The organism is Lactobacillus delbrueckii subsp. delbrueckii DSM 20074 = JCM 1012, from assembly GCF_001433875.1.
Lineage (GTDB): Bacteria > Bacillota > Bacilli > Lactobacillales > Lactobacillaceae > Lactobacillus > Lactobacillus delbrueckii.
In genome coordinates this window covers 25,281-36,984 of record NZ_AZCR01000009.1, presented here as the reverse complement: position 1 = coordinate 36,984, position 11,704 = coordinate 25,281, and the positions used below count along the sequence as shown (strand labels likewise).

At 52.7% G+C, this 11,704-nt stretch carries 11 protein-coding genes; all 11 read right to left on the bottom strand.

Going from position 1 to position 11,704, the window contains the following annotated elements:
* Window positions 1-645 precede the first annotated feature (645 nt).
* A complete protein-coding gene (locus FD23_RS02885; protein WP_025896480.1) occupies window positions 646-897 on the bottom strand; it encodes a zinc-ribbon domain-containing protein in 252 nt (83 codons plus the stop codon).
* Between the two features lie 136 nt (window positions 898-1,033).
* The gene (locus FD23_RS02880) at window positions 1,034-1,831 is read right to left on the bottom strand and encodes a metal ABC transporter permease (protein WP_025896481.1); all 798 of its coding nucleotides are present in this window, start codon (window positions 1,829-1,831) and stop codon (window positions 1,034-1,036) included.
* On the bottom strand, window positions 1,831-2,484 hold the full coding sequence (locus FD23_RS02875) for a metal ABC transporter ATP-binding protein (protein ID WP_025896483.1): 654 nt from the start codon (window positions 2,482-2,484) through the stop codon (window positions 1,831-1,833). Before FD23_RS02875 ends, FD23_RS02880 begins: the two co-directional genes overlap by 1 nt.
* 17 nt (window positions 2,485-2,501) lie before the next feature.
* Window positions 2,502-3,302 (bottom strand): HAD family hydrolase, encoded by an 801-nt coding sequence (locus tag FD23_RS02870; protein WP_052933794.1) that lies wholly within the window; start codon window positions 3,300-3,302, stop codon window positions 2,502-2,504.
* A gap of 265 nt (window positions 3,303-3,567) precedes the next feature.
* Window positions 3,568-5,538 carry a PTS fructose transporter subunit IIABC gene (locus FD23_RS02865; RefSeq protein WP_052933795.1) on the bottom strand — a complete coding sequence of 657 codons (1,971 nt, stop codon included), beginning with the start codon at window positions 5,536-5,538 and terminating at the stop codon, window positions 3,568-3,570.
* Window positions 5,539-5,586: 48 nt separating this feature from the next.
* Window positions 5,587-6,501 (bottom strand): 1-phosphofructokinase, encoded by a 915-nt coding sequence (gene pfkB, locus FD23_RS02860; RefSeq protein ID WP_025895821.1) that lies wholly within the window; start codon window positions 6,499-6,501, stop codon window positions 5,587-5,589.
* Window positions 6,501-7,250: a DeoR/GlpR family DNA-binding transcription regulator gene (locus FD23_RS02855; protein ID WP_025895820.1), complete on the bottom strand. Its 750-nt coding sequence runs from the start codon at window positions 7,248-7,250 to the stop codon at window positions 6,501-6,503. Before FD23_RS02855 ends, pfkB begins: the two co-directional genes overlap by 1 nt.
* A 162-nt stretch (window positions 7,251-7,412) precedes the next feature.
* Window positions 7,413-8,162, bottom strand: coding sequence for an aspartate/glutamate racemase family protein (locus FD23_RS02850; RefSeq protein WP_003613284.1), 750 nt, complete (start codon window positions 8,160-8,162; stop codon window positions 7,413-7,415).
* Between the two features lie 13 nt (window positions 8,163-8,175).
* Window positions 8,176-9,726, bottom strand: coding sequence for a UDP-N-acetylmuramoyl-L-alanyl-D-glutamate--2,6-diaminopimelate ligase (locus FD23_RS02845; protein ID WP_025895818.1), 1,551 nt, complete (start codon window positions 9,724-9,726; stop codon window positions 8,176-8,178).
* A 36-nt stretch (window positions 9,727-9,762) separates the two neighbouring features.
* Window positions 9,763-10,971, bottom strand: coding sequence for a sensor histidine kinase (locus tag FD23_RS02840; RefSeq protein ID WP_013440251.1), 1,209 nt, complete (start codon window positions 10,969-10,971; stop codon window positions 9,763-9,765).
* Entirely contained in the window at window positions 10,961-11,647 is a 687-nt protein-coding gene (gene croR, locus FD23_RS02835; protein ID WP_025895816.1) for a response regulator transcription factor CroR, read from the bottom strand. Before croR ends, FD23_RS02840 begins: the two co-directional genes overlap by 11 nt.
* Window positions 11,648-11,704 lie beyond the last annotated feature (57 nt).

The following is an 11,704-nucleotide window of genomic DNA, read 5'->3' as shown; positions in this document are numbered from 1 at the left end:
TTCTTCCTGCGGTTAATGGAACTATCGCGGAAAGCTTTCTAAGTCTCTCAGTCATTTACACAAGTTTTTATACTGAACCAGTATTTTTCACAAGGATTATCGTACATGAAAGCGCTTAAAAAGGTCATGTGAATATTGATTTAAAACGTTGATATATTAGCGCTTGTACTTGAACTTGTTTCACAATGTTTTTGTTTGCTAAAAGAAGGATCCAAAAAAGCCCCTCTATTGCGGGGCTCTATATATTTTTTCACAAACTTGTTTGTTAACAAGGTTGCCTCTATTGATCGTCAAAAAAGATTTAAAAAATTTTGCTATTTAGCGTTAGGCGTACCTAATTTTTCCAAAACGTAGTCGCCGTCACTGTCTTGGCTGATGATCCCGTTTTGGTAAGTGTCAGTCACGCTGGTGTCATCCTTGTCACCGGTGTAAGAGAGCTTGTGGGTGACCGTGTAGTTGACGTAAGTCTTGCCGCTGCCGACCGGGCTGGTAGACAGGACGCTGACGACTTCGTTGTAATTAGCGACTGAGTCAGAGTCGTCCCAGTTGTCGTGCAGCTTCTTGATGCTGAGGTAGCCGGTATTGCTGCTGCCGTTGACCCAGTCTTTGCTGTCATTGTCATCCCAGATATCCTGGAGAAGGTCTTCAGCATCTTCGCTGTTGGCCTTGGTCTGGGTTGGCCTTGTAGTATTCCTGGAGAGGCTGCACGATTTGCTTATCCCACTTCCGGACCTGCTTGAGGTCGGCCCGCCTTTTGCCTGTTTTAGCTGGCTTAACGGGTTGAACTTGCTGAGTTGGCTGGCTTGATTGTGCCGGCTTAACTAACTTTGCCCCGCAATTGGCGCAGAAAGTAGCATTGGCCTGGTTTTTGGCGCCGCAGTTAGCGCAGTAGATCATTTTTACTTCCCCTTTTTTGATAAGAACTCTGTATGCTTAACTGGCAAAAAATGCTCTCAAGCCCAGTATTACATAGAAAAATACAATTTTAGGCAAAAGAAAAGGAGCTCAAGAGCTCCTAAAATTCCATATTTGACTACGCCCGCTTCTTTATGGCTTGGGTGAAGTAAACCAGCAGGTAAGCCGTTACCTCAATTACCGAAATGAAAAAGGTTACCGGCCAGTTGGTGATGTAGCCCAGGCACAGCCCGGCCCAGACCCCCAACAGGGCCAGGCCGACCGACCAGGCCAGCATGCTCGGAATCGACTTGCCCAAATAACGGGCCGTTGATGACGGCATGGTCAAAAGGACAAAGACCAGCATGGACCCGACCATCTGGGAGCCAATGGAAACCGCCATGGCCAAAGCCACCAGGAAGACCACCCCGATAAAGCCGGTATTGATGTGGTGGGCTGCTGCCCCGATATGGTCAAAGGAATCATAGTTCAGGGGCCGCTGGATGGCAAAAATAATCAATAAGACAACCACTGACAGGCCGACCAGCTGGTAGACGCTGGATCTGGACACCCCGATAATCGACCCGAACAAAATGTTGGTCGCGTAGCTGCTGGATGAGCTGGACAGGGACAAAAAGAGGATCCCCAGGCCGACGAAGAAGGCGGAAATCGCGGAAATCGACGACTCCTTCTGCTCAGTCTGCATGGACAATTCCCCGACCCCGATTGAACCCAGGAGGGCAAAAATCAGCATCCCCGTCAAAGGCTTCAGTCCCATCAAAATGGCAAAAGCCGCCCCGGCAAAGCCGATTTCCGACAGGGTGTGGGCCAGGAAACTGAAATTGCGGGCCACGACATAGACGCCCACCACCCCGCAGGTAATCGCGATAAAGGTGGCCGCCCAAAAAGCATTGCGCATGAATTCGTAGACAAACATCAGTTGAAACTCTCCTTAAAATCTTCCATCTTCCCCTGGCTGACCGTCCCGTCGCTTAAGTAAAGATAGTCCTTCATATAGCGCTTGGCCAAAGGAATGTCGTGGGTGACGAACAAGACCGTCATCTTGTGTTCATGGTTGAGGTGGGCGATCAGGCTCATCAATTCTTCCTTGGCCTTAGGGTCCAGGCTGGCCGTGGCTTCATCCAAGATAATGAAGTTCGGCTGGTCCAAGAGGGCCTGGGCCAGGTAGGCCCGCTGCTTCTGCCCGCCGGAAGCCTCCCCCATCCTGGTGTCCGCCAGGCCTTTCAAGTGGGTCTCCTGCAAAATATGGTTGACCTGGTCCTTAACCTTCTGGCTCTTCCAAAAAGGCGTGTTTAATTCGATAAAGGACTTGATCGACAAGGGATAGTCCGGGTCGATATTGCGGAACTGGGGCACATAGCCCACCTTTACGTCGTCAGCCAGCTCAAAATAGCCGTGGCTGGGGCTCAGCATCCCTATCAGTATTCTGACCAGGGTGGTCTTCCCGGCCCCGTTAGGGCCCAAAAGAGCCGTCATGGACCCGGTCTCCAGGCTGAAATTGATCTTTTTAAAAATCTCCTGGTCGTCGAACTTCATGCTCAAGTCCACGACCTGCAAAGCTTTACTCATTTACTTACCTCTACTCTCTATATCTTCTTCAGCAAGTCCAGAACCTTATCCTGGACGGCACTTTCATCGCTTGAGCCGATGATCCCGTTAGCCGCCCGCTTGGCTTCCGGCAAAGCCGTAGCTGTCGCGTAGCTCTGGCCCACGTATTGGAGCATGGCCACGTCGTTGCCCCCGTCGCCGAAGGCCACCATTTCGTCAGCCGGGATCCCGTAGCGCTTGCCCAAAAGCTTGAGGCCTACCGCCTTGTTCATGCCCAGCTTGCTGATGTCAACGGCTGAGTCGCTACCGGCCACCATGTCCAGGCTCGGGAATTCCCGCTTGAGCTGCTGGGCAAAGGTTGATGATTCCCCTTCCCCTGTCGCCACAGTGAACTTGAAGATCCGGTCCTTGACGCTTTCGTAGTCGTCCACTGCTTTCAGTTCCTGGTAAAAAAGGTGGAGGTAGTTGTAAAACTCTTCCCCGTAGCTCTGCAAGGTGTAGGCGCTATTCACCCCGGCCAAGACAGTCGGGTGGTCCTGGCCGTACTTTTCCTTGATCTCGTGGATCGTGGCCAGTTCATCGCTGTTTAAGTCCACGATGTTGAGGATTTCCCGCCCCTTCAAGACATAGGCCCCGTTTTCAGCCACGAAGTAGAGCTGGCTGAGGTATTCTTTCGGAAAACGGGTAACCAGGTTTTCATACTGGTTGCCGCTGGCGATGACGAACTTGACCCCCTTTTCCCTGGCCATGTCCATGATTTGCTTGAACTTGTCCAGGTCGTACTCCTTCTTGGAGTTGAGCCAGGTACCATCCATGTCGGTCGCGATTAACTTGATCATCTTTTCTGCTCCATTCTCGTAATAAATCGTCTCATTTTTCAGTAAGTATAAAACTTTTGCTTTCTTTTGCTTTTTCCACTATCTATCTTACAGAATTTTGCCCGCTATTACTTGCTTTTTGTCCGCATTTAAAAAATCTGTATCATTGGAATATAACAAATCTTCCAGGAGAATGCCAGTGTTTTTTCTAAAAAGAAAATTTAGGGCTAAAATGCAAAACAGGAGGGACTTAATCCCCTCCTGTTTTGCATTTTAACTTATTTGTTTACTTTTCAATTGGTTTCTTCCAGAAGCCCATCATCAAAGCAGCCACGATTGAGCCGACAGCTACGGCGCCCAGGTAGCCCAGCCAGTTGCTGGACAAAGCGATAACCCAGAAACCACCGTGAGGTGCTGGCACGCCGACGTGCCACAGACCTACCAGGGCCCCGCCGACAGCACTGCCGACGATTGATGAGACGATAACATGCAGCGGGTCAGCACTGGCGAATGGGATAGCCCCTTCAGAGATGAAGGAGAAGCCCAGGATCCAGTTGGAAACACCGGCCCGGCGTTCATCTTCGGTAAACTTGTTCTTGAAGAAAGTAGTCGCGATAGCAGTCGCGAATGGTGCTACCATACCACCAACCATAACGGCAGCCATCAAGATAGCTGAGGTCTTGGAAGTCGGGTCGTTGGCGAAGGCACCTGAAGCGAAGACGTAAGCGGCCTTGTTGAAAGGACCACCCATGTCGATACTCATCATGCCGGCCAGGATCGTGGTCAAGAGAACCAGGTTGCCAGTGCCCATGCCGTTCAAGAAGTTGGTGATAACCCCGTTCAAGGCACCGAAGACCGGGTTGATGATGTAGTACATGATCAAGGCTACGAAGAGCAGACCAAAGATTGGGTAGAGCAACATTGGCTTCATACCTTCAACGTTCTTCGGCAGCTTAGCGAAGAGCTTCTTGAGGCCCAAGATCAGGTAACCGGCGATGAAACCGATGGCAATCCCGCCCAGGAAGCCGGCTGGTGAAGCAGCCTTGGCGTTGGCGTTAACAGCGTAAGAGCCACCCAAGGAAGAGTTGGCGATTGAGGCCATGAAACCACCGACGAAACCTGGCATCAAGGCTGGCAGGTCACCGATTGATTCAGCGATGTAGCCGGCCAGAACCGGAACCATGAAGGCGAAGGCCAGGTTACCAGCACTGTTCAAGAAGATGAAGGCCGGGCTCTTGGCGCCACCCATGTATTGTTCAACCAGGAAGGAGATGGCCATCAAGATACCGCCACCGATAACGAACGGAAGCATGTGGGAAATACCGATCATCAAGTGCCGGTAGATAGTTGACCATACGCTGCCGTCGCTTGCAGCTGAGCTTTCACTGGCTTCACCAGCTTCTGCATGGTAAACGCTGCCCTTGCCGGACAGGATCTCGTCAATCAGTTGGTCTGGCTTGTTGATCCCGTCAACAACCGGGTGCTTGACCAGTTGCTTGCCGTCAAAGCGGGCCATCTTGACCTCCTTGTCGGAAGCGATGATAACACCCTTAGCCCGCTTGATTTCGTCAGCAGTCAGTTCGTGCTTAACGCCTTCTGAACCGTTGGTTTCAATCCGGACTTCAACGCCACGCTTTTCACCGGCCTTGATCAGGGCTTCTTCAGCCATGTAAGTGTGGGCGATCCCGTTGATGCAGGCAGTAACGCCGACGATCAATGGCTTTTCGTCACTAGCTGCCTTAGCTTCTGCTTCCTTCTTAGCGGCCAGCTTGACTTCGCGTTCAGCGTCTTCCTTGTCCTTGTCAGCTTCTGCCTGGCTGAAGAGGTCGATAACTTCGTCAGCCGTCTTAGCTGCCTTCAGCTTTTCAACCAGGTCAGGGTTGATCAAGAGGCTGCTCAGCTTAGCCAGGGCTTGCAAGTGGGTGTTGTCCGCACCGGCTGGGGCAGTGATCATGAAGAAGAGGTAGACTGGCTGCTGGTCTAATGAGTCGAAGTCCACGCCCTTTTCACTCTTGGCAAAAAGCACCCGAGTCTTGTTAATGTATTCGTTTCTGGCGTGAGGCATGGCAATCCCGCCGCCGATCCCGGTAGTGGATTCCTTTTCCCGGGCCCAGATGGATTCAACGAACTTTTCCTTGTTGTTGACGACGCCCGTAGCTACTTCCAAGTCGGCCATTTCGTTGATGGCTTCTTCCTTGGTGGTAGCCTGCAAGTCCATAATCATCGACTCTGGGCTCAAAATGTCTTTAATCCGCATCTTGTTCTCCTCAGTTACTAAAAAATACTCTGTTACTTCTTATTCCCTTTATTCAACGACGTCGATCTTGATTTGCGGCAAAACGGCGTCGATTTGGCTCTTAACCGCGATGTCTTCAGTGAAAGCCGTTGCCCCGCCGCAGGCGCTACCGACCCGGAGGCCTTCAACCGCGTCGTGCTTTTCAAACCAGGTGCCGACGAAACCGGCAATCATGGAGTCCCCGGCGCCAACGGAGTTGACCACCGTGCCCGTGGCCGCGTTGGCGTGGTAGACGTGGTCAGCAGTTACCAGGTAAGCACCTTCGCCAGCCATGGAGATCATGACGTTTTGCGCGCCCAGCTTCTGCAGCTTCTTGGCTGCTTCCAGCATGTCGGCAGTTGATGAGAAGCTGGTGTCAAAGAGGTCAGCCAGTTCGTGGTGGTTTGGCTTGATAACCAATGGATTGAACTTCAAAGTACGCAGCAGGGCTTCGCCAGTCGTGTCAACGACGAATTCCGCCCCCTTTTCCCGGATCAGCGGCAGAAGGCTTTCGTAGAAGTCCGTTGGCAGGCTTGGAGCCAGGCTGCCGCTCAAAACAACGACATCGCCTGCTTCCAGGTCGTCCAGGCGGGACTTGAAGGCTGCGACTTCCTGGTCGGTAATGTCCGGGCCAGCCGCGTTTATTTCAGTTTCTTCCTGGGCGTGGATCTTAACGTTCACCCGGGTGTCGTCGCTGATTCTTACGAAGTCGCTGCTGATCTTCTTGACGTTCAATTGGCGGATCAATTCTTCGCCGGTAAAGCCGCCGACAAAGCCCCAGGCAGTGTTGTCCACGCCTAATTGGTTAAGAATCTGGGAAACGTTGATTCCCTTGCCCCCAGCTAAGAACTGGGTGTCGCTTGACCGGTTGGTCTCCCCGTCCTTGACTTCTGGCAGTTGCAGAACGTAGTCCAAAGCTGGGTTGACAGTCACGGTGTAAATCATTATTTAGCCTCCTCAAGTTGAATATTTACTGGCAATTTCTCCCGGTCGCCAGCCTCCAGGCGGCTGATGATGGTCACCTGGTCGGTCTTGGCGAATTCGGCAAAAGTTACCGCGTTAAATTTGCTGCGGTCGATTAAAACGAAAGCCTGCTGGCTTTGCTGGATAGCCGTCCTTTTCACGGCAGCTTCCTCAGTGTCCGGCGTGGTTAAAAAGCCGGCCGGGCTCAGGGCGTTGGCCCCAATGAAAGCCGCGTTGAAGTTCAGCTCCTGCAGGCGGGAGACAGTGGTCGCGCCAATGACCGCGTGGGTCTGCCGCTTGACATGGCCGCCTAAAAGGCAGCAGTCAATTCCAGCGTCAGTCAAGGCCAGGGCCGTTTCCAGCCCGTTGGTCACCACGTGCAGGCCGCTGATCTCTTTTAAAAAGGGAACCATTTCATAAATGGTCGTCCCCGCGTCTAAAAAGAGATAGTCGTGCGGGCGGACCTTCCTGGCGGCCAGGCGGGCAATAGCCAGCTTGTCATCCTTGTTCAGATTGAAGCGGATCTGCTGGGCCACATCCTGGCCAAAAGTCTGCAGGCTCTGCGCTCCGCCGTGGACTCGTTTAAGCAGGCCCCGGTCTTCCATTTCACTCAGATCGCGTCTGATCGTCGACTCGGATGTCGAGGTCAAGCGGCAAAGTTCCGTTACGCGGCAAATCTGATGTTCGTCTACATAATGGGCAATCATTTGTTGCCGCTCTTCCGTCAGCATCTTTATCTTACCTCGTTATCTATTGTAAAGGCTTTCTCAGTCAAAAGCAATCATTTTCCGTCAAAAATGAGCGATTTTCCTAAAAAATTGACTTTTTTTGACTGAAACATACTTAAAATTAGCCAGGCAAGCAAAAAAGAGCAGGAAACCCTGTTCTTTTATTTAGTCATATAGATATTTCTGGCAGGCCTGGCGGGGATCTTGCCCGTTCCTGATCGCCAGAGCCAGTTCGATCGACACGTCAGCGATGATCGACTGGGGGTCGATAACCTGGTAGGGGTGGTCCGGCGCCTGCTCCTGGGCTAAGGAAAGTTCCGTGCAGCCCAGCAGGATCACGTCGCAGCCATATTCGTCGTGCATCTTGCGGAGGATCTCATGGTAGAGCTCCTTGTCGACGATCCCCTTCTCCTTGATGTCCCGGTAGATCAATTCCGTCACCATCGGCTGGATCTCGGGACCGCCGAATTCGACTTCCCGTCCCACCCGGTGGATCTCGTCTTCATAAAGGTGGTCGTAAATTGACCCTTCAGTCGCGATCAAGCCGATCTTGGGACTGTTTGGGAACTGGTCGACATATTGGTGCACGGCAATCCGCATCATGTGCAGGAAGGGAATGTCGGTCAAGGCCGCCAGGTCGTCATAAAAGTAGTGGGCCGTGTTGCAGGGCATGACCATGAAGTCCGGCCCCAGCTTGGCCTGGCCTAAAACATCTTCTTTAAGCGCATTGAAAAAATTCGGCTGGCTGTGGTCCTTGATGTAGGCCGTCCGGTCTGGCACCTGGGCATCATTGACCAGGATGTAGTTCAAGTAGTCCTGGTCCTTGCTGATCTTGACCCGGTGATTGATCAAGCGGACATAGCTTTCGGTCGCAATGGTTCCCATCCCGCCAATAATGCTAAAGAAATGCTTCACTAAATATCAATCCTTACTTTTCTAATTCCTGGACCACCTGCCGGGCGATAACAATATCGCCGGCATATGGGGTGTCTACCCCGCGGATCTTCTGGAAGGCGTCAGCCCCCTTGCCGCAGAGCAGGACCACGTCGTTCGGGCCAGCTTCGGAAATGGCTTCCTTGATGGCCTTCTCCCGGTCCAGTTCGATAACCGTTTCACACTTGGAGTGGTCGATCCCGGCATCGATTTCCTCGCAGATGTCCTGGGCATTTTCAAAGCCAGGGTCGTCCGTGGTCAGGTAGGCCTTGTCAGCTTCCGCCGTCAAGCTTTCACTGAAGCCCGGCCGGCGGGAAATTCCCTTGTCCCCAGGCGCGCCGACCACGACGATAACCCGGGGGTTGGTGAATTCCCGGCGCATGAACCGCATCAAGGCCAGCATCGAGGCCTTGTTGTGGGCATAGTCCACCACAATCAAGCCGTGCTTTTGGGTCGTGACGGTTTCCATCCGGCCTGGGATGGTCACTTGCCGGATCCCCTTGGCGCAGTCTTCATAGCTCATCCCGGCTAGGCCAGCCCCGATGATGGCGCCGGTAGCGTTGGTTTCGTTGAAGTCGCCGATCATCTGCAGAGTGTATTCACCAGAGATTGGCAGCTTGTGGGCCTTGCTTGAAGCCGTAGTCAAGGTGAACTTGGTTTCAGCCAGGTCAGTTTCCACGGACTTGTAGCGGAAGTCGATCGGCTTCTTCAGATCCGGGTTTTCAAAGCCGTCCCGGGCAAACAGGTAGATGCTGTCCGGGTTGGTCGTGGTCGTTGCTGCCGCGTAAACATCAGCGAAACGGTCGGTTTCCGCGTTGATGATGCACTTGCGGGAGTTAACCAAAAGCTGCAGCTTGCAGTGGAGGTAGTCCTCAAAGTTCGGGTGCTCGTTGACCCCGATGTGGTCCGGGCTGATGTTCAGGAAGAAGCCCAGGTCGTAGGTCAGACCAAAGACCCGGTTCTTCTTGTAGGCTTGGGATGACACTTCCATAACCATGTGGGTCATGCCGTTGTCAACTGCCCGCCGCATGTCTCTGAACAAGTCCAGTGATTCCGGCGTGGTCAGGCTGGACTTGAAGGTGTCTTCCGGAGCCGGCCCGAGGATGTTGTCGACTGAGGACAAAAGAGCAGTCCGGCCCCCGTTGAGCTGGTCCAGCATCCCCTTTAAGAAGTAGGCGGAAGTGGTCTTGCCCTTGGTCCCGGTAAAGCCAACCAGGAAGAGGTCGTCTTGCGGGAAGCGGTAGAAGGCAGCTGACAAAAGGGCCATCGCCTTGGACACGTTGCGGACGATCAAGGCGTGCATCCCCGTGCCTTCCGGGTATGGCTGCTCAGCCACGTAGGCAATTGCCCCGTTTTCCTTGGCCATGGTCAGGTAGGTTGGCCGGAAGCCCGCCCCCTTGCAGAAGAAGAGGCTGTTGTTCTGGACATCGCGTGAGTCATAAGAAACAGCCTCCATTCTGGTCTGGACAGTGTCCTGGACGGCACTGGACTTGAGTAGGTGGTGTTCTTTTAAGATTAAAATACAGGTGTTTAATGAGATGCTCATTTTTACTCCTCACTGTCAATTAAGATTCATTTCAAATTATACCACAGGTCTAAGAGCAAAGTTATTTGCCTGGGGATCCCGGGGCAAGAGAATGATGAAACTGGTCCAATCCTTGTTTGATTCACAGCGGATCGTCCCCCCGTGCAGCTCGACAGCCCCCTGAACGATGGACAGGCCTAAGCCCGTGCCCCCGGTCTTGGTATTGCGCGAGCTTTCCACCCGGTAGAAGCGATCAAAAATCTTCTTCAATTTGTCCTTGGGAATCGGTTCCCCGTTATTCTCAACCCGCAGCTCAACCTGCTCGTGGTTGATCAGGTTGGCCACCAGGTTGATCCGGCTGGCCCCAGCTGCGTACTTTAAGGCATTGGAGATCAAGTTGTTGTAGACCCGGACCAGCTTTTCCACGTCGGCGTTGACGATCAAATCATCCGGCCGGGCCTTGACGCTAAAGGCAATGCCCTTCTTCTCCGCTTCTAGCTCAAAGCCGGCCGCCACCTGCTCCATCATGCCCTTGATATTGATCGGGGTCACGTTCAGCTTGGTCTTGGTCGACTTCAAGGTAGTGTACTCGAAAAGGTCATTGGCCAGGGACTTCATCTGCTCAGCCTTGTCATAGGCGATATTGATGTACTTGAGCATGTCCTCCTGGCTGGTCACGGCCCCGTTCTTCAGCAGGCCCAGGTAGCCGATGATGCTGGTCAAAGGGGTCCGGATATCGTGGGAAACATTGGTGATCAGTTCGTCTTTCGACTGCTCGATCGCCTTTTCTTCATTGATCGCCCCCATGGTTGAGTCGACCAGGGAGTTGATGGAATCGATCACCTTCTGCATGTCGTTGTTGACGCTGAAGGAAATCCGGTGGTCAAAGTGGCCGTTGGCAATATAGTGCAATTCGGAAATGATGTGCCGCAGCTGCATTTGGTGGTAGCGGCGGATTAAGCGCCAGTACAAGACGATGACGTCAGCGATCCCCATCAAAATGATCCCGATTCTTTCCCAGGACCAGATATGGTAGCCCGGTCCGATCGTCATGGTCTTTTTCAAAAAATAAATGCCGTTGACCAGGCTCTTGTCCTGCAGGACCGCCAAATGGTAGAGGATGATGACGGACATGTTCAAGAGCAGCATGATGATGACCGTCACCACGCCTTCAGCAAAAAGCTCGCTCTTCTCAGCCGCGGTCAGCTTGACCCGGGGCCGCTTGCCCTGGACGACTTGTTTTTCTTTGTCTTGCTTAGGCTTCAACCTTGTAACCTACACCCCATACAGTCTTGATGACTTCTTCGCCGTCGGTGGCCTTCTGGATCTTGTCCCGCAAGTGGGAAACGTGAACCATGACCGTCTTGGCGCTAACAATGGACTCTTGCTGCCAAACCCGCTCGAAGATCTCATCAGCTGAGAAGACCCGGTTGGGGTGGCTGGCCAAAAGATAAAGAATGCCGAATTCCAGGGCTGTCAGTTGGATTTCCTTGCCTTCAACCGTCTTGACCTCATGGGAGTCCTTGTTGATGATCAGAGGCCCGACTTCCAAAACGTCAGGCTCCTCTTTCTTGACCTGCTTCCGGCTGCGACGCAAAAGGGACCGGACCCGGGCCATGACTTCCAGGGGGTTGAAAGGCTTGGACACGTAGTCGTCGGCCCCGGTGATCAAGCCCTGGATCTTATCCATATCGCCGGTCTTGGCGCTGACGATGATGATCGGAATGTCAGAATCCTTGCGAACTTCCTTGACCACATCGATGCCTGACAGGTTCGGCATCATCACGTCCAGAATCATCAAGGCGATATCTGGCGTGGTTGAGAGCTTGGTCAAAGCTTCCTTGCCATTGTAGGCGGCAATCGGCTCATAGCCTTCGTTCTTCAAATAAATGCTTAAGAGTTCCACGATTTCGTGGTCATCATCGACAACGAGAATTTTCATTTGCAAAACCTCTTCTATTCCAAACTTATCTATCCTGTATTGTACCTTTTATTTTAA

What these genes read in the sequence shown, in the direction of transcription:
- FD23_RS02885 (WP_025896480.1), bottom strand. Translation starts at nt 897, where the DNA reads ATGATCTACTGCGCTAACTGCGGCGCCAAAAACCAGGCCAATGCTACT.
- FD23_RS02880 (WP_025896481.1), bottom strand. Translation starts at nt 1,831, where the DNA reads ATGTTTGTCTACGAATTCATGCGCAATGCTTTTTGGGCGGCCACCTTT.
- FD23_RS02875 (WP_025896483.1), bottom strand. Translation starts at nt 2,484, where the DNA reads ATGAGTAAAGCTTTGCAGGTCGTGGACTTGAGCATGAAGTTCGACGAC.
- FD23_RS02870 (WP_052933794.1), bottom strand. Translation starts at nt 3,302, where the DNA reads ATGATCAAGTTAATCGCGACCGACATGGATGGTACCTGGCTCAACTCC.
- FD23_RS02865 (WP_052933795.1), bottom strand. Translation starts at nt 5,538, where the DNA reads ATGCGGATTAAAGACATTTTGAGCCCAGAGTCGATGATTATGGACTTG.
- pfkB (WP_025895821.1), bottom strand. Translation starts at nt 6,501, where the DNA reads ATGATTTACACCGTGACTGTCAACCCAGCTTTGGACTACGTTCTGCAA.
- FD23_RS02855 (WP_025895820.1), bottom strand. Translation starts at nt 7,250, where the DNA reads ATGCTGACGGAAGAGCGGCAACAAATGATTGCCCATTATGTAGACGAA.
- FD23_RS02845 (WP_025895818.1), bottom strand. Translation starts at nt 9,726, where the DNA reads ATGAGCATCTCATTAAACACCTGTATTTTAATCTTAAAAGAACACCAC.
- croR (WP_025895816.1), bottom strand. Translation starts at nt 11,647, where the DNA reads ATGAAAATTCTCGTTGTCGATGATGACCACGAAATCGTGGAACTCTTA.